Below are 26,408 nucleotides of genomic sequence, written 5' to 3' on the forward strand. Positions count from 1 at the left end.
CGCCTTCCCTCGGCTGCTTCCCTCCCATGCGCAGCCCTTTCCCGCGCTCGGCCTTCCCACGCTCCCGCTTTCCCTGCCATCCGTGCCCTTCCCGCATCCAGGCGCCCGGGACTTCCTTCTTCTCCGTTCATCGCCCTGTGCTCGCCGCACGGCGTTGCGATGATCGACTGGGCCCCTGCCCCTCAAGATGCGTTCAACACGCACGCATGCGCGGTTCCAGGGGCGTAGAGCCCGCTTCGACGAGACCGTCGCGCGTGGAGTGCCGCATCCCGGCGGGGGCTTTCGTGTGGCTGGCGGTCGACCGCATCTCACGGCCGCCTCGTCGGGTGGTCCCGCTGCCGGTCATCGTGGAGGCGGCGTCGTTTCACGTGAAACATGAAGCGGTGGGATGCGCGAGCCGGACCTCGGCAAGGTGGACCGGCGAAGCGGGGGCGAAGCCCTCGCCCATGAAGAACGGGCGAGATCTTGACGTACGGGAGAAGGAGGCGGCCCGGAGACAGCGGCCGGTGTTTCACGTGAAACGTCACCGTCTCTGGAGCCAGGCCGTTTCACGTGAAACAGACGTCGTTCAGGAGCCGAGGTTCTCCTGGACGGCGAGACGGATGTCGGCGACGAAGGCGTCGACGTGCTCGGGGGTGGTGTCGAAGGCGGTCACCCAGCGGACCACGTTCTCGGCCGCGTCCCAGACATGGAAGAGATAGCGCTGCTGCAGTTCCGCGATGGCCTTCTCGGGGAGGGCCGGGAAGACGGCGTTGGACTGCACGGGATAGCGCAGGGAGACGCCCGGGAGGTCTGCGACGCCGTCGGCCAGGCGGTGGGCCATGGCGTTGGCGTGGGCGGCGTTCTCGCGCCAGAGGTCGTCGGTGAGGAGGGCGGTCAGCTGAGCGGAGACGAAGCGCATCTTGGAAGCGAGCTGCATCCCCTGCTTGCGTAGGAACAGCGCCGGGGAGTCCAGCTCCGGGCGGAGGACCACGAGCGCCTCGGCACCCATGGCGCCGTTCTTGGTGCCCCCGAAGCTGAGCAGGTCCACCCCCGCGTCCGTGGTGAGGGAGCGGAGTGAGCAGCCGAGTTCGGCCGCCGCGTTGGCCAGCCGGGCGCCGTCCATGTGCAGGAAGAGGCCGTGCGCGTGCGCGAACTCCGCGAGTTCGGCGATCTCGTCGGCGGTGTAGCAGGTGCCGCACTCGGTCACCTGGGAGATGGAGATGACCCTGGGCTGGGAGTGGTGCTCGTCCCCCAGCACGGACAGCTGGCCGCGGACGTCATCCACGGAGATCTTGCCGTCTTCGGTGGGAAGGGTGACCAGCTTGGCGCCCAGCACGCGTTCCGCGGCACCGCACTCGCTGGTGCTGATGTGGGCGGTGGCCGGGCAGAGCACCGCGTCGTACGCCCGCAGCACGAGTCCGAGGCCCACCACGTTGGCGCCGGTGCCGTTGAACATCGGGTAGGCGGTCGCGCGTGCGCCGAACTCGGCGCGGAAGGCGTCCTCCATCGCGGTGGTCCAGGCGTCCCCGCCGTAGGCGAGGGCGTCTCCGGTGTTCGCTTCGAGGATGGCGGTGATAACCGCAGGATGCACGCCCGCGTGGTTGTCACTGGCGAAGCTCTTGGGGAATGGGGTGGAGGTCAGCACACGGCCAGCGTAGGGGGAGGCCCGGCCCGCCCGCCGACCAGGCCCGCCGGGTCCGTCCGCCTACCAGTCCCGCCGAGCCGGCCCGCCGGCCCGGCACCATGCCGGCCCGGCCCGCGCCCGCGGTGTGGTTCACGCGGGGGAGCCGGGCGAGAGGTCAGGCGCCGCGGGCGGCGGCCTGTTCCAGGAGAACGCGGCAGAGGGTGCCGAGGTCCTCCCCTGCGGCCTCGGCCGCCATGGGGAGAAGGGACGTCTCGGTCATGCCCGGGGCGACGTTCACCTCGAGGAAGTAGGGCAGGCCGTCCGCGTCGACGATCAGGTCGGTACGGGAGATGTCCCTGAGGCCGAGGGCGGTGTGCGCGGTCACGGCCATCTCGGCGCAGGCGTCCGACGCCTCGGGCGACAGGCGTGCCGGGGCGAAGAACTCGGTGTGTCCGGCGGTGTAGCGGGCCGCGTAGTCGTACACGCCCTCGTTGGCGACGATCTCCACGGGGGGCAGTGCCACCGGCCCGCTCCCGAGGTCGACCACGGAGACGGCGACCTCGACCCCCTGGATGCAGCGCTCGATCAGCGCGGTGTCGCCGTAGGCGAAGCAGCCGACCATGGCGGCGGGGAACTCCTCGGCGCTGCGGACGATCGACGCGCCGAGCGCCGAGCCGCCGCGGGACGGCTTGACGAACAGGGGAAGGCCGAGGCGGTCCACGATGCGGGCCAGCACCGCGGAGGCGCCGAGGTCGTGGAAGGTCTCCTTGGGCAGCGTCACCGACTCGGGGGTGCGCAGCCCGACGGAGCGGACGACGGTCTTGGCGGTGGGCTTGTCGTAGGCGACCCGGCAGGCGTCGGGGCCGGCGCCGACGTACGGGACGGAGAGGAGTTCGAGGACCGAGCGGATGGCGCCGTCCTCGCCCGCCCCGCCGTGCAGGGTGACGAAGACCGCGTCCGGCGGGTCCGCGAGCACGGCGGGGACCAGCGACGCGTCGGTGTCGCGGGTCTCCACGGAGACGCCCGCGCCGCGCAGCACCTCGCTCACCCGGCGGCCGGAACGCAGCGAGACCTCCCGCTCGTAGGAGAGCCCGCCCGCCAGGACGAGCACATGGCCCAGGTCACTCATCCGACATACCTCTCGTCAAGGCCCGCTCCGAGCCTGTCCTGTCGCTCTCGTCACGCGCGGTCCGGCTGTCCCGGCGAACCGGATCGATCACCGCGCACCGGCGCAGGAAGTCACCGTACGGTACCGGCGGGGAGGAGCTCATGCCGGAGGCGCCCCGTGGCACGGAGCACCTACCGGACGGCGGGGTGTGGCGGGGTCACGCGAGGTCGGGTCCCGGAGTGTCGATCCCGGCGCGCTCGGTGGGCGAGCCGGTCCCGAAGGTGTCGCGGACGCGGAGCTCCTGCCCGATCACCCCGGCCAGGCGGCGGACGCCCTCGCGGATGCGCTCGGGCTCGGGGTAGCAGTAGGAGAGCCGCATGTGCCGCGCGCCGCCGCCGTCGGCGAAGAAGCCGGTGCCCGGTACGAAGGCCACCCGCTCGGCGACCGCGCGGGGCAGGAGCGCCTTGGAGTCGAGCCCCTCGGGGAGGGTGGCCCAAACGAAGAACCCGCCACCGGGGCGGGTCCAGGTGACGCCGTCGGGCATCAGGGCCTCGAGCGAGGAGAGCATGGTGTCGCGGCGCTCGCGGTAGAGCTCCCTGAACGACTTGATCTGCTCGCGCCAGGGCTGGGTGGCGAGATACTGGCCGACGGCCAGCTGCGTGAAGGAGGAGTGCGACAGCACCGCGGACTCCATCGCCAGCACCAGTTTCTCGCGGATGGCGTGCGGGGCGAGGGCCCAGCCGACCCGGAAACCGGGGGCCAGGGTCTTGGAGAACGAGCCGAGGTAGACGATTCCGTCGGCGTTGTCGGCGCGCAGCGTCCGCATGGGGTCACCGTCGAAGCCGAGCATGCCGTACGGGTTGTCCTCGACGATCAGCACGTCGGCCCGCTGGCAGATCTCCAGGACCTGCTGCCTGCGGGCGACGCTGAGCGTCACGCCCGCGGGGTTCTGGAAGGTGGGGATCGTGTAGAGGAACTTGATCCGGTTGCCCGCGCTCTTCAGGGCGTAGATGGTCTGGGCCAGCGACTCGGGGATGATCCCCTCGCTGTCCATCGCGATGTGGATGACCTTGGCCTGGTAGGCGGAGAACGTGCCCAGGGCTCCGACGTAGGAGGGGCCCTCGGCGAGCACGACGTCACCCGGGTCGATGAAGATCCGGGTGATCAGGTCGAGGGCCTGCTGGGAGCCGACGGTCACGACGACGTCGTCGGGGTTGGCCTCGATGCCCTCCATCCGCATGACGTCGCAGATCTGCTCGCGCAGGTGCGGGTCGCCCTGCCCCGAGCCGTACTGGAGCGCGACCGGGCCGCGCTTGGCGATCAGGTCGGCGACCAGCTCCCCCACCACGTCCAGGGGGAGGGCGGTGACGTACGGCATGCCGCCGGCGAGCGAGACCACCTCGGGCCTCGACGCGACGGAGAAGAGAGCTCGCACCTCGGAGGCGACCATCCCGGTTGCCCGTGCCGCGTAACGGTCGACATAGGCGTCGATGCGCGACCCTTGGGTGGGGGCGATGGTCTGACCGTGTTCGTTGTCCTGGGGCACGGTCCACCTCCTAGGTAGTGTGGAGCGCAAAGCGCTCATACTAGAGAAACCAGGTTACGTCAGGGGCTGCAGTCGTCTGCGTGTGGGGACGGGACCTCCTGAAACCAGGACCCGCACTGGGCTACGATGCCAGCTGGAGACGCCGTTTTCGCGCGTTTTTCGCCATGGCTTGCACTCGTCTCGCCAGGATTGGGGCCAACAGGTGTCGCGTCGGCTGGCAAACGTCACCCTCGACAATCTCGACGACCTGCCGCGCCGCTGCCGCCGGTGCGTCTTCTGGGAGCTCGATCCCGTCAACGCGGACCGGGCCGTGAAGGTCGGTGATCCGGGACTGGAGAAGGAGGCCTGGATCTCCTCCACCCTGCTGGAGTGGGGAAGCTGCGGAAAGATCGTCTATGTGGACGGGGTGGCGGCCGGCTTCGTGCTCTACGCGCCGCCCCACTACGTGCCGCGCTCGGTGGCCTTCCCGACCTCTCCGGTCAGCGCGGACGCGGTGCTGCTGATGACCGCGCACATCATCCCGGAGTTCTCCGGGGGCGGCCTGGGCCGGATGCTGGTCCAGGGCGTGGCCAAGGACCTGACCCGGCGCGGGGTGCGGGCGATCGAGGCGTTCGGCGACCTGAAGTGGGAGCAGCCGGGCGCGTGCCTGATGCCCGCCGACTACCTGCTCTCCGTGGGGTTCAAGACGGTCCGCCCGCACCTGCGTTTCCCCCGCCTCCGCCTGGAGCTCAAGAACGCCGTCTCGTGGCGTGAGGACGTCGAGGTGGCACTGGAGAGGCTGCTCGGGTCGATGAGTCCCGAGAGGGCCCTGCGGCCCGTCTGAGACCATCTGGAGCCCGTACGGCACGCTGTGGGGGACGAACGCGCCCTCCGGGGTCCGTAAGCACCCCTCCGGGAGTCTCGCGAGCCCCCCGGCGCGTGCCGGCAGCCCTGGGTGTGTGCCCTGTACGGGTACCCGGTGCATGTGAAAGCCCCCCGCGGTGGGGCGGGGGGCTTTCAGTGGGTGGGTGTGCCGCTCGGAAGCGGGTGATACGGGCGGACGCCGTGGGGGGCGGCCGACCCGCAGGGGGCCTAGATGATGCCCTCGAGCTCGCGAAGCAGCATGGCCTTCGGCTTGGCGCCGATGATCTGCTTCACAACCTCTCCGTTCTTATAGACGTTCAGAGTGGGAATCTGGAGTACGCCGTAGTTTGTCGCCGTTGTCGGATTCTCGTCGACGTTCAGCTTGACGACGGTGAGCTTGTCGGCCTGCTCACCGGCGATCTCCTCCAGGATCGGCGCGACCTGGCGGCACGGGCCGCACCATTCGGCCCAGAAGTCGACGATCACGGGCTTGTCGCTCTTGAGGACGTCGGCGTCGAAGCTGGCGTCGGTCACGTGCTTGATGGTGCCCAAGGTTCCTGCTCTCCCTCTTGTCCGAGGACGTGTTCCTGATGACGTTGCTCATGGGTGACCGGTGTGCGCACGGTGCCGTCCGGCGGGGGTGCGACGCGCGCCCGAGGCCTGCCTCGCGGGGGCGTCACACCCGGCCGTGCACCCTGTCGTCACACGCCGTCGTCACGCGCCGTGGTGCTCGGCCAGCCAGCGCTCGGAGTCGAGCGAGGCGGCGCACCCGGTGCCGGCGGCGGTGATCGCCTGGCGGTAGGTGTGGTCGACGACGTCACCCGCGGCGAAGACGCCCTCCAGGTTCGTGCGCGTCGAGGGCGCCTCGACCTTGATGTAGCCCTCGTCGTCCAGCTCCACCTGGCCCTTGACCAGCTCGGTGCGCGGATCGTGGCCGATCGCGATGAACAGCCCGGTGGCCGCCAGCTCCGCCTCCGCGCCGGTCTTGAGGTTGCGTACCCGCACCCCGCTCACCTTGTTCTCGCCGAGCACGTCGACGACCTCGCTGTCCCACAGGAAGTGGATCTTCTCGTTCGCGAACGCCCGATCCTGCATGATCTTGCTGGCGCGCAGCTCGCCACGACGGTGCACCACCGTCACCGAGGCCGCGAACCGGGTCAGGAAGATCGCCTCCTCCATCGCGGTGTCCCCGCCGCCGACGACCACGATGTCCTGGCCGCGGAAGAAGAACCCGTCACAGGTGGCGCACCACGACACCCCGTGGCCCGACAGGCGCTTCTCGTTGGGCACGCCCAGCTCGCGGTAGCCCGAGCCCATCGACAGGATGACGGACGTGGCGTAGTAGGTGTCGGTGGCGGTCTTGACGACCTTCGGGTTGGCGGCCAGGTCGACCTCGACCACGTCGTCGGCGACCAGCTCGGCACCGAACCGCTCGGCCTGCTTGCGCATCCCGTCCATCAGGTCCGGGCCCATGATGCCGCCGGGAAAGCCTGGGAAGTTCTCCACCTCGGTGGTGTTCATCAGGGCGCCACCGGCGGTGACCGACCCCTCGAAGACCAGCGGATTCAGCTCGGCACGCGCGGAGTACACCGCGGCCGTGTAACCCGCGGGTCCCGACCCGATGATGATCACATTCCGGACGTCCATCAGCGCTCGCGCCTCTCCCTCTGTCGATGCCACCGGCGTCAACAGATCCTAGGCGCCGCTGATTCCCGCCCGGCGCGGTGACGGATCCCCCGGTGGAACCCGAAAGCCCGGCACGGACGAATCCATGCCGGGCACCCACGGTGGAAGCGAGGGTTTTGGCAGCGGATCACCCGCCGCGGATCACCCCGGGATCCTTGTCACCGGTCTGTCACCGGTCGTCCCTCGGGATTCTTGTCACCGGTCATCCCGGGTGTTTCGCCGCCGGCCGTCCCGGATGGCCTGTCGAGGTCACCCGGGACGGCACCGCCGGTCACTTCCAGCGTGCGAGGCCTGGCTTGCGCACGTCGTCACACTGCGGGCCCACGACGTGGACGCGCACCGTGTTCTTGGCCTGGTCCTGCCAGAAGAGCAGGATGTTGGCCTCCTGCCCGTTGTAGAACCCCTGGTCCACGGCGAAGGGCGAGATGCCGACCTGCGCCGAGACCTGCCGGACACACTTGTCGATCCCCGAGTTCTCGGTCGTCCCGAGGATGGTCCCGGGACCGATGTAGTCGAGCAGCGAGCCGCGAAGCTCGGCGTCGGTGTAGTTGTAGTTGCTGTCGGTCAGCGCGTACTGGATCGTGTCCGCCGGCGCGGACTGAGCGATGGGCGCCGGGGCCGGGCCGGACGCCGTCAGCGTCCCGGTGGCCAGCGCGGTCGCGCCGATCACCGCCGCCGCCACGCCCGCCGCCGCGGCGGGCATCGCCCACCGGCGCCGCAGGTTCGCGCCGCGACGCCTGGCCGCGGCCGCCGGGACCACGGTGCCGTCGTCGCCGACGACCCCCAGCCGCACCGGCTCGAGCTCAGGCTCCTGCTGCGGGAGCGGGGCCCGCAGAGGGGTCGTCTCCCATGGCGCCGGTTCTGCGGGAGAGGACGTCTCCCACGGCGCGTCACGCATTATGTCGTCCCAGGCCGGTGCTTCCACCAGGCCCACTCCACCTCCACGGAAGCTGTCTGCCTCAGCGGCCAGTGCGCGGTCGATCCTCAGCGCGACTCCCATCGGCATCGCCGGTGTAGGAGTCGCCGCCAGCACCTCACGAACTGCCGCGAGGTCGGCGAGGCTCTCACCACAGGGATCGCAGATCGCGAGATGCTCGCGTACCCGCATGGCCGTGGCGGCGTCGAGGAGCCCCTCGGCCAGTTCGGCCAAGATCTCCAGGTCGTAGTGCGTATCACCCGTCACGAAGTTCTGCTCCCTTCGCGGATGAGACGCGAGACAGGTCTGATCGGTTCCGTAAATGGGAAAGAATCGGGGCGAGTTTCGCCCTTCCGCGCGCACACCGGCTCTTCACCGTGCCGCTCGGCACCTCCAGCACCTGGGCCGCGTCCTCGACCGAGTAGCCCATCATGTCCACGAGGACCAGCGCGGCGCGCTGGTCGGAGGGCAGCAGCTTCAGGGCCGCCGAGACCTCCATGGACACCTCGCGCTCGGCCGTCTGGTCGAGCACCGGGGTCTCGCGCTCCGCGGCCTCGACGAGCTCGTCGTCGGCCACCGGGCGCACCGATTTCCTGCGCATGCGGTCGAGGCAGGCGTTGACCACGATGCGATGCAGCCACGTGGTCACCGCCGCCTCGCCGCGGAAGCTCCCGGCCTTGCGATAGGCCGAGACGAAGGCGTCCTGAACGGCGTCGGCCGCCTCATCGGGATCGCCCAGCGTGCGCAGGGCGACCGCCCACATGCGGTCTCTATGTCGCTTGACTATTTCACTGAAGGCGTGCGGATCCCCGGCGATGTGCCGGGTGAGCAGGTCGGCGTCGGACACGGGGGCCTTCGCCGTCTGCTCGTCCGCCGCTGGCGGGGTCTCGGGTGGGGAATTCACAAGGAGAGTCCTGCTATACCGATCCGGGGAGAACACCTCTACGGGATAGATGGTGCCACGGATTCTCCGATGATCTGTAAGAAGCCGGGTAAAACAGATCAAATCGGAGCGGTGTCACTTGGTCGCGAGGACCTTCATGTCCAGCACCTGGCCGCGGAACTTCCCCTGGTAAGTGGGCATCTTGGTGAACCAGACGAGCACGTAGCGACCCTTCTTCGGGCTCTCCGCGGTGAACGTCTTCTTGCCGGAGACTCCGTTGATCTTCTGCAGGACGGACAGGTCGTCGAGCTGGGGGGAGTCGCCGACCCTGAGTTCCACGGTGCCTCCCGAGGTGCCGCCGAACTCCACCGTCACCTGCTTGACCGGGACGCTCTGGCCCATGTCCAGCAGGAGGCCCACGCCCGTCTTGAGCCGGCCGAAGTCGGCGGAGTCGTACGACTCGGAGTGCCAGTCGGTGGACTCCTTGCCGTCGGTCGCGTTGACGGCCAGCTCGCCGCGCTCCTCGTTGTCGCCCAGCGGGTCGAAGCCGGTGACCGAGGAGGGCTTCACCTCCCGGGTGCCGACGGCCGCGGTCGGCGTGGGCGTGGTGCTCTCCTCGCCGGGCGCCGGAGTGCCGGCGTTGCCGATGCTGCGGCCGAGCGTCCAGGCGCCCAGGCCGACGGCCACCATCACCAGCAGCACGACGACGGTCATGGCGACCTTGTTGACCATGCCGCCGCCCGTCTGGCGGGGCATCGGGCGGTGCTGGTTCTGGTGGTGGTGCTGGGGAGGGGGCGTGTGGCGCTGGGGCGCCGCGGTGTCGATGCCCTCGGAGCGGGAGGCCGCCACCGGCAGCGCCGTCATGGGCATCGGCGTCGGCATCGGCAGGGGACTGGGCCGCGACACCGAGGCCAGGGCCTCGGCGACCTCGGCGGGCGTGGTCAGCGGTTCGAGCCCGCGCCTGGTCTCCGGCAGCAGTGCCCGGCAGACGATGGCGTCCAGGTAACCGGGGACACCCGCGGTGACCTGGCGCGGCGTGCAGAAGTGCCCGTCGCCCATGGGCGCGACGGGCAGGCCGCCGCCGTCCTGCTCGTCGCCCGGCCAGTGGCCGGTCAGCCCGGCGTACAGCAGGCGGCCGAGGCCCTCGGCGTCCTCGCGGGCGGGGTCGTCGCTCGTCACGTCGTCCAGGACGGCGTCGACTCCCAGGCCGAGCAGCTTGACGGTGCTGCCCGCCGTCCACACCAGGTGCTCGGGGGTGAGGCAGAGGTGGGCGAGGTTCGCCTCGTGCGCGTGGGCCAGCGCCTCGGCGGCCTCGGCGACCATCGCGGCGGCCCGCTCGGGGTCGAGCGGCCCGTTCGCGATCATGTCGCCGAAGGACTCGCCGCTCACCCACTCGCTGACGACGTAGGAGTGGCCGTCGTCCTCGGTCGCGTCGAAGACCTGGGTGAGGCGGGGGTCGGTCAGCCGGCTGGCCACCCTGGCCGCCGTGACGACCTCGTTCAGGCGGGGGAAGTCGGGATCGAAGGTGTGGACGGCGACGGGCCTGGCGAGCACCTCGTCGATGGCCTTCCACAGCGTGGCGCCGCCCGACTCGTGGACGCGGTCCTCGAGCCGGAAACGCTCGGCCAGCTTGGTGCCGGGCTCGACGGCGGGGGAACTCACGAGGACCCCGTACCTGAGAACACGACAGCACCATGCCCGGTCAGCACATCACGACACATCACACGATGCTGGGTGGATCCGCCCACGCCCTCCTGCTTCCATTAGCCGCATGTCACCACACGCGTCGCACCATGGTAGTCCCGCGCCGGTTCCGCCCGTGTTCGTCTTGTCAGACGTTTGAGACAAGTCTTTGGGTTACCGGCCTACCCGTCCTGCCACCATTCCAACGATCGAACTCACCTCGGGGATGCGCATCCGGTGGGCGATCGCCAAGTAAAGAACCATACCGAGTCCGCCGCCCACCGCCAGCATGATGGCCGCGCTCAGCGCGTCCAGCCCCGTGAGCTCCTGCGTGAGCCACAGAACGCCGAGCGCGAGCGCCGCCGAGGGGAGCGCGGCCACGTACATCCGGGACAGCCCGGCGGCCACCCTGCGCCCCGCCAGGCCCCCCACGCGGCGCGCCGCCAGGATCCAGGCGACCGCCGCGCCGACCACGTAGGCGACGGTGAACGCGAAGGCCAGGCCCATCACGATGTACCGGGGGGGCAGGGCGTAGTAGGCCGTGAGGCTGAGCGTGGCGTTGACCGCCACGTTGCCGAGGGCGAGGAAGGCCGGGGTGCGGGTGTCGCCGAAGGAGTAGAAGACGCGCAGCAGCAGCTGGAAGATCGAGAACGGCACCAGCGCCAGCCCGAAGACCTGCAGCACGTTGCCGATGTGGACCGCCGAGTCGACGGTCATGTTGCCCCACGAGAAGATCAGCACGGTCACCGCGGGGCCCAGCACCATCAGCAGCAGCCCGGCGGGCACCAGCAGCACCGACACCAGCCGCACCCCCGAGGCGAACTCCTCGCGGACCGTGTCGAGCTGCCCGTCGGCCACCCCCCGGCTCATCCTGGGCAGCATCGCGGTGATCACCGAGACCGCGATGATCCCGTACGGGAGCTGGAAGAACTGGTAGGCGTAGGCGTAGGCCGAGTTGCCGGCACCGGGCGCGCGCTCGCCCGCGCCCGAGGCGAGCTTGGTGGTGATCAGGAAGCCCAGCTGGCTGATCCCGACGTAGGCGAAGGTCCAGGACGCGGTCCGGCCCATCTCGCCGAGACCGGCGTTGCGCAGGTCGAACCGGGGCCGGAAACGGAAGCCGACCCGGTGGAGCGCGACGATCAGCACCACGCACTGGGCCACGATGCCGGCGGTGGTGCCGAGCCCGAGCAGCAGCAGGTCGCCGTCCGTCACGGTGTCGATGTCGGTGCCCGACCCGCCCAGCTTCACGTAGTAGACGATCGCGACGCCGATCATCACGATGTTGTTCAGCACCGGCGCCCACATGGGCGCGGCGAACCTGTCACGGGTGTTGAGGATCGCGCCCGCGATCGCGCCGATCCCGAAGAAGGCGATCTGCGGCAGGATGTATCGAGCCAGGGTGACCGCGACCTCGGTCTTCTCCGTGCCCCAGTCGGCGCTGTAGAGGCCGATCAGCGGCCTGGCCAGCGCCACCGCGACCAGCGCCATCAGCGTCAGCGCGACGACCCCGAGGGTCATCAGGCGCTGCTCGTAGGCCCGGCCGCCGTCGGGGTCCGACCGCTGCCGCCTGACGATCATCGGAACCACGACGCTGCTCAGGATCCCGCCGATGAGCAGGTCGAACAGGATGAGCGGGATCGTGTAGGCCACGTTGTAGGCGTCGCCCAGCGCGAAGGTGCCGATGGCCGCCGCGAGCACCGCCGTCCGGACGAAGCCGGTGACGCGGGAGACCATCGTCCCCGCCGCCATGATCGCGCTCGCGCGCAGGACCCTGCTCATGCGCTTTCCTTCGCTAGGTGCTCGGAGCGCCGGGCGCTCACGATTCGGTGCCGGCGGGCTCGCGCTCGCGCTCCGGCGGCGGGGCGGCCGCGGGACGGCGGCCTCCCCTGCGGCGCAGGACGCGCAGGACGACGGCCGCCAGCATCACCACGAGAGCCGCCCCCACGATCACCAGGGCGACCCCGGTGTAGCCGGTGGTCCGCACGGTCAGCTCGATCGGCTTGCCGTACTTGCGGCCGTCCTCGGTGGTGAGCTGGACCGTCACGGTCGTCTGGCCGCTGGACCTGGAGGTCATCGGGATCCGGATGGTCTGGTTCTGGCCGCCGCGGATCTCCAGCCTGTCCTCGTACGGCTCGATCTTGAGCAGGTCGGGCTGGTCGGAGGTCACCTTGAGCCGGACCGCGACCGCGACCTCGCCGGCCTCGCCGCTCAGCTCGTTGCGCACGCTGATCGGCACGTCGCCGTTGCTGCCGGCCAGGGTGCGCAGCCGCGACTGCTCGCTGCCGGTGATGTTGACCATGGCGATCCGGCTGTCGATCGCCTCGGCGACCTGCTGGACGTACGGCGTCGCGGCGCCGGTCCGGCCGCGCCACGCCGAGGAGGTCAGGCGCAGCAGCGCCAGGTCGAAGACGTCGAGGTCCTGGGCGGTGGTGATCGCGGCGGTCAGGTCGGCGCGGGCGCCGACGCGCTTGACGCCGGTCAGGTACTGCTTGGGGAGTTCCAGCTTCCGGTCCTGGTCGGTGTAGGTCAGGCCGGCCCGCGGGACCGGGGGGACGCCCTTGGCGCGCTTGACCGTGTCGAGCGTGACGGGCGCCAGCCAGGGCAGGGTGGCGGCCGTCTCGATCAGATCGGTCACGTACTCCGGATCGGGGTCCCAGCGGCGGTGCGGGACGGCGATCACCGTCCTGGCCGGGGCGCCGGGCTCCGAACTGATCATCGCCGTCTCCGCGATGAACCGCTGGCGGTTCGCCAGCGCCGCGCCGGGGGCGGAGGTGTCGGCGCCGACCGTCTCGCTCAGCGCCGCGTCGGCGACCAGGGCGGTGACCGGGCCGTTCACGCTCTCCAGCGTCGCCGAGGCGTCGGGGGTGGTGACCGGGGGCGTCACCGGCGGCAGGTTCGACACGTTCAGCAGCACGGTGCCGACGCCGCCGGTGGCCAGCAGGTCCAGCCCGTCGTAGTCGATCAGGCCGCCCACCGGCCAGTTCACATTGGTGATCACGTCGCGGCCGAGGGTCTGCCTGGCGACGATCCCGGCCGCGGCGATCCCGGTCCCGGTGGCGTCGTCGACGCCGTTGTGGGCGAGGGCCGCCACGTCGGGGTCGCCGTACGGGGTCGCCACCACCGGGTGGTCGGCGACGGCCTCGCGGAAGTCGTTCAGCCACTGGGCGGTCTCGGGGGTCGCGGGGCGCTGCTGGGTGCGGTCCTTGACCCTGACCGCGTGGGGCTCGCCCATGGCCCGCGCGTCGTCGAGCAGGGCGGGGTCGACGATCCAGGTGAGCCCCTTGGCGGACGACGTGTCCTGGGCGATCTTGAGCAGGTCGCCCAGCCGCTTGCCGGGGGCCATGGCCGCGGGCAGGCCCTCGTCGACGAAGGTGGAGTCACCGGCCCGGCGCGGCTGGTCGACGATGGGCAGCACCGTGGCGAGCCGGGTGCGGGCCACCCTGGTCTCCCTGGGCATGTAGGTCACCGTGGTGCGCAGGGTGCCCTGCTGCCCGAAGGCGTTGAGCACCTCGACCATGACCGGGTAGACGCCGAAGCCGGAGAACTTCAGCTCCTGCGGCGTGAAGGAGAACTCCCACGGCAGCTTGCCCGAGGGCGCGATCGGCGCCTGGACGAAACTCTCGCAGCACCACGAGTTCGGGAGGGTCTGTCCCGCCTGGTAGGCCTCCAGGTCGGCGCGCCGGGCGAACGGCTGGGGGGAGTAGTGCATCCGGATGCGCAACCCGTTCAGGGTCTCGGTGCCGGAGTTGACCAGGGAGCCGGACAGTTTGATCTCGGTGGTCGGGTCACGGGGGGCGTCGGGGCCGATCGCCTCCAGCACGACCTGGAGGCCCGCCCGGCTCACCGAGGTCGTCCGGGCGTTCGCCGTACCCGGAACGACCACGGCCGCGGGAACGAGCAGCGTGGTGGCGAGCAGGGCGAGGAGCGCGGCCTTGTGGATCACGTGCCGGCCAGGGGTCGAGTACGGCGCACGCCGGTAATGCTATGGCCTAACCGGCGAGAGGAAAGGTCGCCGGCTCCCTGCGGGAGCCGTGCCGGGTCAGGTCGACGATCTTTCCTGACACCAGTGTGAGCAGATGGTCGGCACGGATCAGGAGTGCCGTACGACGCTCCCCGGTGGGCACGTAAACGGGTGTGACGGTACGGGTGAGCCGCTCGTCCACCAGCACGGTGAGCGTGGCGGGCAGCAGCAGCGGGCAGACCAGGCCCGAGGCGTAGTCGGTGGCGGAGTTGACGGTGAAGGCCGAGGCCTGCCGGACCCGCCGGGCCTCCAGGATGCCTGCGACCACGCCGGGGCGCGGCGGGGAGCCGACGGAGGTGACGACCGCCACGGGTTCGCGGCCGATCCGCGTCGTGACCTCGAGGACCGTGACTCCCACGCAGATCTCGGGACTCGCCGACAGCACCTCGGGGAGTTCGTCCGAGCATGTCATCGCGCGCGGAAGGCGTACGATCTCATGATGGACCTGGTGTGCGAGGAGCCAGCGGTGGATCGCGAGCGCATCCTTCATGTGTGTGCTCCTTGCCTCGACGCACAGTCCCCGAGGTTCCCTGACCGACCGTAACCTGGTGATCGCTTCAGGTGTATCCCCGCAGGGGAACATGTTCCGTAACCGAAGGACCTACCCGGCTTGTCCCTTTCAAATCTGACCCAGAGCCAGCGCCACGGCATGAGCGAGCTGTTCCGGAAGATCGCACCCGTGGCGGACGAGCTCGGCGAGCTCTTCGCCGCCAGGGGATACCAGATCGCCCTCGTCGGCGGCTCCGTACGCGACGTCTTCCTGGGCAGGATCGGCAACGATCTCGACCTGACCACGGACGCGAGGCCCGAGACGGTCCTGGAGCTCGTCCGCGACTGGGCCGACTCCATCTGGACGATCGGCATCGACTTCGGCACCGTCGGCGTCCGCAAGGGCGGGTGGCTGCTGGAGATCACCACCTACCGCAGCGAGTCGTACGATCCCAAGTCGCGCAAGCCCGACGTGGCCTACGGCGACACGCTGGAGGGTGACCTGGCCCGGCGCGACTTCGCGGTCAACGCGATGGCGCTGCGTCTGCCGTCCCGCGAGTTCGTCGACCCGCACGGTGGCCTCGACGACCTGCACGCCAAGGTGCTGCGCACCCCGGGCCCCCCCGAGCGCTCCTTCGGCGACGACCCGCTGCGGATGCTCCGCGCGGCCAGGTTCGCCAGCCAGCTCGGCTTCGCCGTCGACCCGGCGGCGCTCGCCGCGATGGGCGCGATGGCCGACAGGATCGACATCGTCTCCGCCGAGCGCATCCGCGACGAGCTGGACAAGCTCATCGGCGGCGACCACCCCCGCGAGGGCCTGCGGCTCCTCGTCGAGTCCGGGCTCGCCGACCACGTGCTGCCCGAGGTGCCCAAACTCCGTCTGGAGATCGACGAGCACCACCGGCACAAGGACGTCTACGAGCACTCGCTGATCGTGCTGGAGCAGGCGATCGACCTGGAGGAGAGCGGTCCCGACCGGATCCTGCGCTGGGCCGCGCTCCTGCACGACGTGGGCAAGCCGAAGACCCGCCGCCACGAGCCCGGCGGCCGGGTCTCCTTCCACCATCACGAGGTGGTCGGCGCCCAGCTCGCCAGGAAGCGCATGGCGGAGCTGAAGTTCCCCAAGGACGTGGTGGCCGACGTCTCCCGCCTGGTGGAGCTGCACCTGCGCTTCCACGGGTACGGCACGGGCGAGTGGACCGACTCGGCCGTGCGCCGCTACGTCCGCGACGCCGGGCACCTGCTGGAGCGCCTGCACAAGCTGACCCGCGCCGACTGCACCACCCGCAACCGGCGCAAGGCCCAGGCGCTGTCGCAGACCTACGACCAGCTGGAGGAGCGCATCGCCCGGCTGGCCGAGGAGGAGGAGCTCGGCAAGATCCGCCCCGAGCTCGACGGCAACGAGATCCAGGAGCTCCTCGGCGTCCCGCCGGGCCCGGTCGTGGGCCGCGCCTACAGGTTCCTGCTGGAGATGCGTCTCGACCGGGGTGTCCTCGGCAAGGAGGCCGCCGCGGACGCCCTCCGCGAGTGGGCACGGGCGAACGGGGTCGACGGCCGGACCGGCGACGTGGGCGGTGAAGCGGGCGACGCCGGCGGTGAGGTGGACCCTGAACGGCGTCCCTGACCTCGGTGGCCCCGGTGGCCTCGGTGGCCTCGGCGCTCCCGGTCCTCGTCCCAGCCGGGACGGTCGCGGCGGTCCCGGCGGCCTTGACGAGATCGCGGGAACGGCCGGGGGCGCGGAGATCGCCCCGGCGGAGATCGCCCGGCTCGACCGTGAGCACGTGTGGCACCCCTACGCGGCCACACCCCAGCCGGTGGCGCCGCACGTCGTCTCCCGCGCGGACGGGGTGCGGCTGACGCTCGCCGACGGGCGCGAGCTGGTCGACGGCATGTCGTCCTGGTGGGCGGCCGTCCACGGCTACAACCACCCCCGGCTCAACCGGGCGCTGAAGGACCAGCTGGAGGACATGGCGCACGTCATGTTCGGCGGGCTCACCCACGAGCCCGCCGTGCGGCTGGCCGCCACGCTCGCCGCGATGACCGGGCTGCCGAAGGTGTTCCTCGCCGACTCGGGGTCGGTCGCCGTCGAGGTCGCGATCAAGATGGCGTTCCAGTTCACCGGCAGGGGACGGCTGCTCACGGTGAGGGGCGGTTACCACGGCGACACCTTCGGGGCGATGTCGGTCTGCGACCCGGTCAACGGCATGCACCACCTGTTCTCCGGCGTGCTGCCCGAGCACGTGTTCGCCGACCGGCCGCCGCGCGAGTACGACGAGGGTTACGCGGCCCGGCTGGCGGACCTGGTCGCCCGGCACGCCGGCGAGCTGGCCGCGATCATCGTGGAGCCGGTCGTCCAGGGGGCGGGCGGCATGCACTTCTACCACCCGGCCTACCTGCGGCTGCTCCGCGAGCTGGCCGACGAGCACGGCGTCCTGCTGATCGCCGACGAGATCGCCACCGGGTTCGGCAGGACCGGGGAGCTGTTCGGCTGCGACCACGCCGGGATCAGGCCCGACATCATGTGCCTGGGAAAGGCCCTGACCGGCGGCTACATGTCGCTGGCCGCGACGCTGTGCACCGAGCGGGTGGCCGGGGGCGTCGGCGTGCTGACGCACGGGCCGACGTTCATGGGCAACCCGCTGGCCGCGGCCGTCGCGAGCGCCTCCCTGGAGCTCCTGCGGGAGCGCCCGTGGCGCGAGGAGGTCGGCCGGATCGAGGCCGGTCTCCTCGCGGGCCTGGCCGGGGCCTCGGGGGCACCCGGGGTGAGCGACGTGCGGGTCCTCGGCGCGATCGGGGTGATCGAGGCCCGCGAGCCCGTCGACGTCCCCGCCGTCCAGGACCTCGTCATGCGGCACGGCGTCTGGCTCCGCCCGTTCGGACGGCTGATCTACGCGATGCCGCCCTACTCGATCGGCGACGACGACCTGGAGAGGGTCACGACGGCGATGACGGCGGCGGCCCGGTCACTGTGAGGGTGGCGACGGCGATGACGGCAGCGGCTCGATGACCCGGGCCGGCGTGACGATCCGGTAGATCACCGCGCCCGCGACGTATCCGGCGGCGATGACCACCAGCACGAGCAGCGACCTGCCGTCCGGCGGGAGCAGCGCCGCCGCCAGGGCCGCGGCCAGCACGTAGCTGCCGTTGAAGAGCATGTCGTAGATGGAGAAGGCCCGGCCGAGGTAGGCGTCCTGCAGGTCGCGCTGGACGGCGGTGTCGGCGCAGATCTTGATGCTCTGCCCGGCGATGCCGAGGACGAAGCCCGCGGCCGCGAACCCCCACTGCTGGAACGGCGCGCAGAGCGCCAGCGTCAGCACCCCGGCGGTGACCAGCATGGCCGGGACCCACCGTTCGATGCCGAAGCGCTCGGTGGCCCACGGCGTGACCAGGATGGCCAGGAAGTAGCCGACCCCCGAGGTGGCGACCACGATGGAGACCGCGTTCAGCGCGTCCTCGGCGTTCTCGGCGAAGTAGTAGCGCGACAGCAGCACGAGCATGGCCGTGCACATGCCGTACATGAACCGGTGGGTCGCCATCGCGCCCATCGCCGCGGCGGCGGCCCGGTGCCGGGCGAGGTGCCGCGCGCCGTCGGTCAGGCCGGTCAGCACGTGGCGCACGGCCTCGCGGGCCTGCGGCCGGTCGGGGTCGTAGGCGGGACCGAGCAGCCGCCTGCCCATGGTCATGGAGATGAGCGCGCTGAGCCCGAAGACGAGGCCGGAGACGACCAGCAGCACCGCGGTGCCACGGTGGTCGGAGCCGAAGACCGCCCGGAGCAGGTAGCCGGCGCCGATGCCCACGAAGGTGAGCACGGTGCCCGAGGTCGGGGTGACCGCGTTGGCCACCATCAGCCGGTCGGCCGGCACGACGTGCGGGAGCGAGGCCCCCAGCGCGGCCAGGAAGAAGCGGTTCACCCCGAGCACGCCGAGCGCGGCGGCGTAGAAGATCCCGTCGGGGGCGTCCGCGGCGACGAGCGCCGCCGCGGCGAGCAGCAGCGCCCCGCGGACCAGCGGCGCGATGACCAGGATCTGCCGCCGCGACCAGCGGTCGATGAACACCCCGACGAAGGGGCCCAGGATCGAGTACGGCAGCAGCAGCACGGCCAGCCCGGCGGCGATCTCCACCGCGCTCGTGCTCTTCTCCGGGCTGAAGAACGCGAACCCGGCCACGGCGAACTGGAAGATCCCGTCGGAGAACTGCGAGACCAGGCGGGTCGCGTACAGCCTCCGGAAGTCCCGACCTTCCAGGACCACGCGTAGATCGGATACGAATGACACGCGCTCAGCCTATGTGCGACGGCGATGGGCGGGCATCGGGAACATCCCTGATGGGGTAGTTGGACATTTCGTACCTTTGCCTACGTATCGCTTAGGGGGCGCGGTAAACCGACATGATCACGTACCCTCGGTCGAGTGACACCTGATGAACACGTTGTGCTCGTCGACACCGAGGGAAACGCGATCGGCACGGCGGCCAAGGCCACGGTGCACGGTCTCGACACTCCCCTCCACCTGGCCTTCTCCAGTTACGTGTTCGACGAGCAGGGGCGGGTCCTCCTGTCCCGCCGCGCACTGCACAAGATCACCTGGCCGGGGGTGTGGACCAACAGCTGTTGCGGCCACCCCCTGCCCGGCGAGCCGCTTCCCGAGGCGGTGACCCGCAGGCTCTCCCACGAGCTGGGCCTCGCGGCCGGCCAGGTCGATCTCCTCCTGCCCCGCTTCTCCTACCGCGCGGTCATGGACAACGGCACCGTCGAGCGGGAGCTGTGCCCGGTCTACCGGGTGCTCGTGACCGCGGAGGCGGCGCCCAACCCCGACGAGGTCGACGACGTCCGCTGGATGCCGTGGAAGGAGTTCACCGACGGGGTGCTCGGCGACCGTCTGGCGATCTCCCCCTGGTGCCGCGAGCAGATCCCCCAGCTGGCCGAGCTCGGCGCCGACCCGCTCGCCTGGCGGGCCGCCGACCCCGCCGATCTCCCGCCCGCCGCCCGCTGACCCGTCCGCGGCCCGCCATACCGGCGGCCGCCCTACGGCGAGAGCCCCCGGCCCGTGTGGGCCGGGGGCTCTCGCCGTCCGCTCGATCGTCGTGCGACGCCGGCAGGTCAGCGCTCGACCTCGCCGCGGATGAACTTCTCCACGTAGTCGCGCGCCTCGTCGTCGGAGTACTGCTCCGGCGGTGACTTCATGAAGTACGAGGAGGCGGACAGGATCGGGCCGGAGATGCCCCGGTCAAGGGCGATCTTGGCGGCGCGCACCGCGTCGATGATGATGCCGGCGGAGTTGGGGGAGTCCCAGACCTCCAGCTTGTACTCCAGGTTGAGGGGAGTGTCGCCGAAGGACCTGCCCTCCAGGCGCACGTACGCCCACTTGCGGTCGTCGAGCCACGGCACGTGGTCCGACGGGCCGATGTGCACGTCGGCCTTCTGCATCTCGTGCGGGATCTGCGAGGTGACCGACTGTGTCTTGGAGATCTTCTTGGACTGCAGGCGCTTGCGCTCCAGCATGTTCATGAAGTCCATGTTGCCGCCGAAGTTCAGCTGGTACGTGCGCAGCAGCTCGACACCGCGGTCCTCGAACAGCTTGGCCATCACGCGGTGCGTGATGGTCGCCCCGACCTGCGACTTGATGTCGTCACCGACGATCGGGACCCCGGCGTCGACGAACTTCTGGGCCCACGTGGGGTCGGAGGCGATGAACACCGGCAGCGCGTTGACGAACGCGACCTTGGCGTCGAGGGCGCACTGGGCGTAGAAGCGGTCGGCCTCCTCCGAGCCCACCGGCAGGTAGGAGACGAGAACGTCGACCTTGCTGTCCTTGAGGACCTGGACGACGTCGACCGGGGCCTCGTCGGACTCCTCCACCATCTCCCGGTAGTACTCGCCGAGACCGTCGTAGGTGGGACCTCGCTGCACCGTCACGCCGAGCGGCGGCACGTCGCAGATCTTGATCGTGTTGTTCTCCGAGGCCACGATCGCCTCGGACAGGTCACGCCCGACCTTCTTGGCGTCCACGTCGAAAGCCGCGACGAACTCCACGTCGCCGACGTGGTAGTCGCCGAACTTCACGTGCATCAGGCCCGGCACCCGGGCACCGGGGTCGGCGTCCCGGTAGTAGTGCACGCCCTGAATGAGCGACGTGGCACAGTTGCCTACACCGACAATGGCTACGCGCACCGAACCCATGGCACTCGCTCCCCTTTGTTCTCTCAGTGGTCAGTTCTCTTCCGGGGTGGCGTGCCGCCCCGTCGTGCCCGTCCCTGGCGCGGGCGCCCTGGACGTCTCATCTCGCGCGGGCCGCCGTTCCCCTTCCGGCGGCGATGCTCGCCGTTCGGTGGCGATCAGCTCATTCAACCAGCGCACTTCGCGTTCGACCGACTCCAGACCGTGACGCTGGAGCTCGAGGGTGTAGCTGTCCAGCCGTTCGCGCGTACGGGCGAGTGCCGTGCGCACGGCGTCCAGACGTTCCTCCAGCCGGCTGCGGCGACCTTCGAGAATGCGCAGGCGCACCTCGGCCTCGGTGTGCCTGAAGAAGGCGAAGTGCACGCCGAAGCTCTCGTCCTCCCAGGCGGACGGGCCGGCCTGGGTGAGGAGTTCCTGCAGGCGTTCCTTGCCCTCCGCGGTCAGCTTGTAGACGATCTTCGAACGGCGGCCGGGGAGCACGATGGCGCTGTCGGCGGCCGTGGTGGCCGCGGCGGCGTCGCCGTCTTCGACGATCAGCCCGTCGTTGAGCAACTGGCGGAGGCACGGGTAGAGGGAGCCGTAGGAGAACGCCCGGAACATGCCGAGTAGGGCGTTGAGCCGTTTGCGCAGCTCATAGCCGTGTAGCGGGGTCTCGTGCAACGACCCGAGCACGGCCAGCTCCAGCACGCCGCCACGTCCGCCGGCCACTGGAAACCACCACCTCTCGCGTCGATGTATCGAACCGATACATCGACAGGATACGTCCATTCAACATAAGGCTGCAATCAGCGACTTTCCCAAGAGGTTGGGAGCAAACCGCAAAAAGCCGTAGTCTGGCGCGTATGTGGTCACAGCAGGCGGTGGTGGGACACGGCCCCCGCGCGGCGTGGACCGCTTTTCAATGCCGGGAATCCCGCGTCAACGCGGGGGAGGTCTGCCAAGGTTGTTGCTCGAACCACCTGGCGATCTCGTTCGTCCCCGGGAATGGAGATCCACCCGAATAGGCCGGCTACCAGTGAGCCAAGGCGGCGAGGTCCCCGTTGATCAGGAGGTAGTCTCGCCCGCCTGCACGCCGTCATAGACCCCGATGACCAAACGAGGACGCGTGAGTTACAGCCACAGCAATGACCCGGAGCCGGACGGGCGCCATGAGGGCGCCGACGGATCGGCTCGCCAGGGGCGGCGCCGTCGCTCGAGCCCAGGAGCCGCTCCCCGTGCAGTTCCCCCCTCACAAAACCCCCAAACTGACGCGGGCTGGGATTCTTCCCGGCAGGCACCGCAGGCCCGGCCGCCGCAGAGAGCGGGAGCCGATCCCCGGACCGCGATGATGCCCCAGCCCGGCGGGATGCCCTACCTCGGCGGCGCGTCCCCCCAGCCCGGCGGACCGCCCCGGCGCGACGCGGGCGCCCCCGGCGCTCCCGGTGCTCCCGGCGGGATGCCCCCGCGCGGCCCCGGTGCCCCCGGCGAGGCGCGCCGCCGCGACACCGACCCGACCGGCCGCCGTGCCGAGGCCGCCTTCGAGGACACCCAGGCGATGCTCGCCGCCCAGGCGGGCGGCGGGCGTTCCGCCGGTCCGAGGCCGGGCGAGGGCGGGCGCAGGCGCCGCGGGCGTGGCGCGAGCGGTCCCGCCGCGGGCGGACCCGAGGGTCCCGGGGGTCCCGGAGGTCCCGGGGGAGGCGGTCCCGGCGGCGACGACGAGCCCGAGGCCAGGAGGTGGACGCGCTTCCTGCCCAACTGGAAGATCGTCATGGCCAGCTTCGTGGTGCTCAGCGCGGGCGTCTTCGGCATGATCGCGGTCGCCTACGCCAACACGCCCATCCCCAATTCCACGCAGGCCAGCGCGGACGACCGGGGCAGCGTGATCTACTACCGCGACAAGAAGACCCCGATCGCGCGGCTCGGCGTCCAGCGCGTCCCGGTGAAGCTCGCGCAGATTCCCCGGCATGTCCAGGACGCGGCGATCGCCCTGGAGAACCAGACCTTCCGCACCGACAGCGGCATCGACCTCGCGGGCATGGCCCGCTCGGTCTGGAGCACCGTCAGCGGCACCCAGCTCCAGGGCGCCTCGACCATCACCCAGCAGATGGCGCGCGGCTACTACGAGGGCCTCAGCCAGGAAGTCTCGATCCAGCGCAAGATCAAGGAGATCTTCGTCTCGGTCAAGCTGAGCAAGACGATGGAGAAGGACCAGATCCTCGAGGAGTACTTCAACCTCATCTACTTCGGTCGCGGCGCGTACGGCATCCAGGCGGCCGCGAAGACGTTCTTCAACAAGAACGTCGGCCAGCTGACCGTGCCGGAGGGCGCCTACCTGGCCGCCCGGGTCCAGAACCCGAACGCCTTCGACGTCCAGGAGCAGAAGGGCGACTACTCCGCGATCAAGTGGCGGTTCGGCGCCGCGCTCAAGAACATGGCGGAGATGGACCCCGCCGCGTACGGCAAGTACGCGGGGAGTTCCTTCGACGACCTGGAGTTCAAGAAGGCCAAGGTCGCGAACACCTACAAGGGTCTCAAGGGCTACATGCTCAACATCGTCCTGCGAGAGCTCAAGGAGCGGGGCATCAAACAGGAGGACCTGGAGACCGAGGGCTACAAGGTCTACACCACCTTCGACGAGAAGATGATGAAGGAGGCGCAGAAGGCGGTGAAGGCCCGCACCGCCGGCCTGGAGCGGACCATCCACGCCAGGCTGGCCTCGGTGGACCCGAAGAACGGCCGGGTGCTCGCCTTCTACAGCGGCGACGACTTCGTCAACGACTTCAACAACCGCGCGTTCGACTCCACCAAGCAGGCGGCGTCGGCGTTCAAGCCCTACGTGCTCGCGGCCTGGCTGGAGAACGACAAGTCGCTCGACAGCCTGGTCGACGGCATGCGGACGATCAAGATGCCCGGCACCACCCCGATCAGCAACTCGGGGAACCAGGCGTTCGGGCCGATCGACATGGTCAAGGCGATGGCCAGCTCGGTCAACACCGTCTTCGTGCAGATGGGCGAGGAGGTGACCCTCGAAGAGGTGGCGAAGATCGCCAAGACGGCGGGGGTCGGTGAGACGGCCAAGTACAACCCCTCCTACGGGGGCAAGAACGCGGTCGACTACGCGGTCCAGGAGCAGAAGTACCAGGTCACCATCGGCAGCGCCTCGGTCACCGCGGTCGAGCAGGCCGCCGGTTACGGGATCTTCGCCAACGAGGGCAAGCACTTCAACTGGCACACCGTCACCAAGGTGACCACGGTCGACGGCTCCCTCGTGCTCCCCGAGCAGGTCGTCGAGACGCAGGTCATCACCCCCGAGACCGCGGCCGACACGACCGTCGCGCTGCAGGCCGTCGTCAGGAGCGGCACCGGCGGCGCCGCCAACCTCGGCACGCGGCCGGTGGCCGGCAAGACCGGCACGAACAACGGCTACAAGGACGCCTGGTTCGTCGGCTTCACCCCGCAGATCGTCACCGCGGTCGGCATGTCCAACGACGTGCCCTACAACAAGGCCGGGACGCGCAAGCTCAAGGTCGACAAGTACGGCCTGCCGAACAGAAAGATCAAGGACGAGAACATCCTCTGGAAGGAGCAGCCCATGCCCGAGTTCATCGGCGGCGGCGGCACTCCGACCCAGATCTGGCACGACTACATGCAGGCCGTGACCGCCAAGGACGAGGTCCTGCAGTTCCCGCCGAGGGCCAACACCGGGACGCGGAACAACCTGGTCACGCCCACCCCGACGCCCAGCCCGACGCCGACGATGGACGACACCAACCCGTTCCCCGACGAGAACGGCGACGACGGCGGCTGGCCGAACGACAACAACAACAACGACGACGGCGGGCAGGGCGAGCCCGACGGCCGCGAGTGCCTGCCCTGGGACGGCTCGTGCGACGTCGGCGACGGCGGCGATCCGGGCAACGATCCGCCGAACGGCGAGCTGGAACAGAACGGCGCGCCGGGCGCGGTCGGCGCCCCCGGCACGCCGGCCGCGGCCCTGGTCCCGACACCTTCGGCGAGCGGACGGCGTCCCTGATGAAGAACCTCCTGTCGTCGCGAAGCCCGCTGCCCGAGTTAGGCACCCGGGCCATCCCGTACCTGCCCTTGGCCCTGTTCGCGGGGCTGGGGGCGATCCTGGCCTGGTTCTGGAAGTGGCCGTGCCGCGTCGACGGGGCGTGGAACCACGGGACCCTGCAGTTCACGAACTTCTGTTACACCGACATCTATCCCCTGTGGTGGAACGAGAAGCTCAACGAGGGCAAGATCCCCTATTTCGACTATCCGGTCGAGTACCCCGTCGGCATCGGCGGGATCATGGAGTTCTTCCGCCGGATCGTCACCCCGATGAGCGACCAGGGGACGGCGTTCTACGACCTCACCGTCATCCTCATGGCGCTCTGCCTGGTCGTCGGCGTGCTGCTGATGGCCACGCTGGCCGGTCCCGCCAGGCGCTGGGACGCGCTCTGGTACGCCCTGGCCCCCGCGCTGATCCTCACCGCGTACATCAACTGGGACCTGGCGGCCAACGCCCTCGCGCTGGGCGCGCTGCTGGCCTGGTCGAAGCGGAAGCAGTGGCTCGCGGGCATCCTGCTCGGTCTGGCGATCGCCACCAAGTTCTACCCGCTGATGTTCCTCGGCCCGCTGTTCCTGCTGACGCTGCGCACCGGCAGGTGGATGCCGTTCCTCAAGACGATCGGCGGTGTCGCGGGCGCCTGGCTCGTCGTCAACGTGCCGATCATGGTCTTCGCCTTCGACGGCTGGAAGAGGTTCTACGTCTTCAGCCAGGAGCGACCGGCCGACTGGGGCTCCATCTGGTACTTCTTCAACCAGAAGCAGTGGCCGATCCTCGGTGACTCCGAGCTCCTCGACAGGCTGGGCGTCATCTCGCTCGCCGCGTTCTGCCTGGCGATCGCCGTGATCACCCTGACGGCCAGGACCCGTCCCCGCCTGATGCAGCTGTGCTTCCTCACCCTGGCGGCGTTCATGCTGACCAACAAGGTGTGGTCGCCGCAGTACGTGCTCTGGCTGATCCCCTTCGCGGTGCTGGCCAGGCCGGGCTGGAAGCCGATCGCGCTCTGGCAGCTCGCCGAGTGCTGGTACTTCTTCGCGATCTGGCTGTATCTCGTCGGCATCCAGCCGGGCAACGAGGCCCTGGGCATCGCGGGCGACACCTACTTCACCGCCGTGTGGGCCCGCGCGATCACCATTCTGATCATGATGGCGTTCGTCGTACGGGACATCTTTGTCCCGGACAAGGACGTGATCCGCGAAGACGGGACCGACGACCAGGCGGGCGGCGTCTTCGACGGGGCACCCGACCGCTTCAGGCTCGCGCTCTCCTAGCGCCGGGCGGGGGCGTCCACCGGGCGTCCGTGCCCGGCGGGTCCGGTGAGTCCGCCGAGGTGGCAGGGGCCGGGCCGAGGGTGTTCGCCGAGCGCCCGGCGGGTCGGCGAGGTGGCAGGAGGCGGAGTGGGTC

General features: G+C 70.2%; 20 protein-coding genes. 6 read left to right on the forward strand and 14 right to left on the reverse strand.

All coding sequences use genetic code 11. The annotated features are described in order from the left end of the window. Positions 1-568 precede the first annotated feature (568 nt). The 3 genes from ACVCAG_RS22455 to ACVCAG_RS22465 form a co-directional block, all read right to left on the reverse strand. Positions 569-1,627 carry a threonine aldolase family protein gene (locus ACVCAG_RS22455; RefSeq protein ID WP_447190231.1) on the reverse strand — a complete coding sequence of 353 codons (1,059 nt, stop codon included), beginning with the start codon at positions 1,625-1,627 and terminating at the stop codon, positions 569-571. A 154-nt stretch (positions 1,628-1,781) separates the two neighbouring features. After that, positions 1,782-2,735 carry a D-alanine--D-alanine ligase gene (locus tag ACVCAG_RS22460; protein WP_440085419.1) on the reverse strand — a complete coding sequence of 318 codons (954 nt, stop codon included), beginning with the start codon at positions 2,733-2,735 and terminating at the stop codon, positions 1,782-1,784. Between the two features lie 196 nt (positions 2,736-2,931). Then, the gene (locus ACVCAG_RS22465; RefSeq protein ID WP_440070719.1) at positions 2,932-4,164 is read right to left on the reverse strand and encodes an aminotransferase class I/II-fold pyridoxal phosphate-dependent enzyme; all 1,233 of its coding nucleotides are present in this window, start codon (positions 4,162-4,164) and stop codon (positions 2,932-2,934) included. Positions 4,165-4,462: 298 nt separating this feature from the next. Between ACVCAG_RS22465 and ACVCAG_RS22470 the strand changes: the two genes are divergently transcribed. Next, complete coding sequence (locus tag ACVCAG_RS22470) at positions 4,463-5,083, forward strand: GNAT family N-acetyltransferase (RefSeq protein ID WP_440085420.1); 621 nt, start codon at positions 4,463-4,465, stop codon at positions 5,081-5,083. A 248-nt stretch (positions 5,084-5,331) separates the two neighbouring features. Here ACVCAG_RS22470 and trxA read toward each other — a convergent pair whose 3' ends face one another. From trxA to ACVCAG_RS22510, 8 genes are all read right to left on the reverse strand, one after another. Further along, positions 5,332-5,655 carry a thioredoxin gene (gene trxA / locus ACVCAG_RS22475; RefSeq protein WP_362688192.1) on the reverse strand — a complete coding sequence of 108 codons (324 nt, stop codon included), beginning with the start codon at positions 5,653-5,655 and terminating at the stop codon, positions 5,332-5,334. Positions 5,656-5,817: 162 nt separating this feature from the next. After that, positions 5,818-6,753 (reverse strand): thioredoxin-disulfide reductase, encoded by a 936-nt coding sequence (gene trxB / locus ACVCAG_RS22480; RefSeq protein WP_362688760.1) that lies wholly within the window; start codon positions 6,751-6,753, stop codon positions 5,818-5,820. A gap of 307 nt (positions 6,754-7,060) precedes the next feature. Further along, positions 7,061-7,972, reverse strand: coding sequence for a zf-HC2 domain-containing protein (locus ACVCAG_RS22485; RefSeq protein WP_440085422.1), 912 nt, complete (start codon positions 7,970-7,972; stop codon positions 7,061-7,063). Continuing rightward, entirely contained in the window at positions 7,962-8,609 is a 648-nt protein-coding gene (gene sigM, locus ACVCAG_RS22490; protein WP_329088091.1) for an RNA polymerase sigma factor SigM, read from the reverse strand. Before sigM ends, ACVCAG_RS22485 begins: the two co-directional genes overlap by 11 nt. Positions 8,610-8,723: 114 nt before the next feature. Continuing rightward, positions 8,724-10,250 (reverse strand): protein kinase family protein, encoded by a 1,527-nt coding sequence (locus ACVCAG_RS22495; RefSeq protein ID WP_440085423.1) that lies wholly within the window; start codon positions 10,248-10,250, stop codon positions 8,724-8,726. 195 nt (positions 10,251-10,445) lie between these two features. Next, positions 10,446-12,050: a murein biosynthesis integral membrane protein MurJ gene (gene murJ, locus ACVCAG_RS22500; protein ID WP_440085424.1), complete on the reverse strand. Its 1,605-nt coding sequence runs from the start codon at positions 12,048-12,050 to the stop codon at positions 10,446-10,448. A gap of 37 nt (positions 12,051-12,087) precedes the next feature. Next, positions 12,088-14,214, reverse strand: coding sequence for a DUF6049 family protein (locus ACVCAG_RS22505; RefSeq protein ID WP_440085425.1), 2,127 nt, complete (start codon positions 14,212-14,214; stop codon positions 12,088-12,090). A 46-nt stretch (positions 14,215-14,260) separates the two neighbouring features. Further along, positions 14,261-14,782: an aminoacyl-tRNA deacylase gene (locus ACVCAG_RS22510; protein WP_362688175.1), complete on the reverse strand. Its 522-nt coding sequence runs from the start codon at positions 14,780-14,782 to the stop codon at positions 14,261-14,263. A 159-nt stretch (positions 14,783-14,941) separates the two neighbouring features. Between ACVCAG_RS22510 and ACVCAG_RS22515 the strand changes: the two genes are divergently transcribed. Further along, positions 14,942-16,405, forward strand: a complete 1,464-nt coding sequence (locus ACVCAG_RS22515; protein WP_447190246.1) for a CCA tRNA nucleotidyltransferase — start codon at positions 14,942-14,944, stop codon at positions 16,403-16,405. A gap of 133 nt (positions 16,406-16,538) precedes the next feature. Next, positions 16,539-17,753: an adenosylmethionine--8-amino-7-oxononanoate transaminase gene (locus ACVCAG_RS22520; protein ID WP_440085457.1), complete on the forward strand. Its 1,215-nt coding sequence runs from the start codon at positions 16,539-16,541 to the stop codon at positions 17,751-17,753. Here the strand turns inward: ACVCAG_RS22520 and ACVCAG_RS22525 are convergent. Beyond that, complete coding sequence (locus ACVCAG_RS22525) at positions 17,745-19,055, reverse strand: MFS transporter (protein ID WP_447190232.1); 1,311 nt, start codon at positions 19,053-19,055, stop codon at positions 17,745-17,747. The genes ACVCAG_RS22520 and ACVCAG_RS22525 overlap by 9 nt on opposite strands. Positions 19,056-19,190: 135 nt before the next feature. On the opposite strand from ACVCAG_RS22525, the gene idi reads away from it, so the two are divergent. Then, complete coding sequence (gene idi / locus ACVCAG_RS22530) at positions 19,191-19,772, forward strand: isopentenyl-diphosphate Delta-isomerase (RefSeq protein ID WP_447190233.1); 582 nt, start codon at positions 19,191-19,193, stop codon at positions 19,770-19,772. Between the two features lie 107 nt (positions 19,773-19,879). Here the strand turns inward: idi and ACVCAG_RS22535 are convergent, their stop codons facing one another. Together ACVCAG_RS22535 and ACVCAG_RS22540 are read right to left on the reverse strand one after the other, a co-directional pair. After that, positions 19,880-20,959 (reverse strand): inositol-3-phosphate synthase, encoded by a 1,080-nt coding sequence (locus tag ACVCAG_RS22535; RefSeq protein ID WP_362688163.1) that lies wholly within the window; start codon positions 20,957-20,959, stop codon positions 19,880-19,882. Positions 20,960-20,989: 30 nt separating this feature from the next. After that, positions 20,990-21,664, reverse strand: a complete 675-nt coding sequence (locus ACVCAG_RS22540) for a helix-turn-helix transcriptional regulator (RefSeq protein WP_440085428.1) — start codon at positions 21,662-21,664, stop codon at positions 20,990-20,992. Positions 21,665-22,280: 616 nt separating this feature from the next. On the opposite strand from ACVCAG_RS22540, the gene ACVCAG_RS22545 reads away from it, so the two are divergent. After that, on the forward strand, positions 22,281-24,968 hold the full coding sequence (locus ACVCAG_RS22545) for a transglycosylase domain-containing protein (protein ID WP_447190234.1): 2,688 nt from the start codon (positions 22,281-22,283) through the stop codon (positions 24,966-24,968). Then, positions 24,968-26,275, forward strand: a complete 1,308-nt coding sequence (locus ACVCAG_RS22550; RefSeq protein ID WP_440085430.1) for a glycosyltransferase 87 family protein — start codon at positions 24,968-24,970, stop codon at positions 26,273-26,275. Before ACVCAG_RS22545 ends, ACVCAG_RS22550 begins: the two co-directional genes overlap by 1 nt. Positions 26,276-26,408: the final 133 nt, after the last annotated feature.

The sequence above is a fragment of the Streptosporangium sp. G12 genome (genome assembly GCF_052983175.1).

Excerpts from the sequence above, each read along its gene's own strand:
- ACVCAG_RS22465 (WP_440070719.1), bottom strand. The coding sequence starts at position 4,164 with ATGGTCGCCTCCGAGGTGCGAGCTCTCTTCTCCGTCGCGTCGAGGCCC.
- ACVCAG_RS22460 (WP_440085419.1), bottom strand. The coding sequence starts at position 2,735 with ATGAGTGACCTGGGCCATGTGCTCGTCCTGGCGGGCGGGCTCTCCTAC.
- ACVCAG_RS22550 (WP_440085430.1), top strand. The coding sequence starts at position 24,968 with ATGAAGAACCTCCTGTCGTCGCGAAGCCCGCTGCCCGAGTTAGGCACC.
- ACVCAG_RS22545 (WP_447190234.1), top strand. The coding sequence starts at position 22,281 with ATGATGCCCCAGCCCGGCGGGATGCCCTACCTCGGCGGCGCGTCCCCC.
- ACVCAG_RS22515 (WP_447190246.1), top strand. The coding sequence starts at position 14,942 with ATGAGCGAGCTGTTCCGGAAGATCGCACCCGTGGCGGACGAGCTCGGC.
- murJ (WP_440085424.1), bottom strand. The coding sequence starts at position 12,050 with ATGAGCAGGGTCCTGCGCGCGAGCGCGATCATGGCGGCGGGGACGATG.
- ACVCAG_RS22535 (WP_362688163.1), bottom strand. The coding sequence starts at position 20,959 with ATGGGTTCGGTGCGCGTAGCCATTGTCGGTGTAGGCAACTGTGCCACG.
- ACVCAG_RS22510 (WP_362688175.1), bottom strand. The coding sequence starts at position 14,782 with ATGAAGGATGCGCTCGCGATCCACCGCTGGCTCCTCGCACACCAGGTC.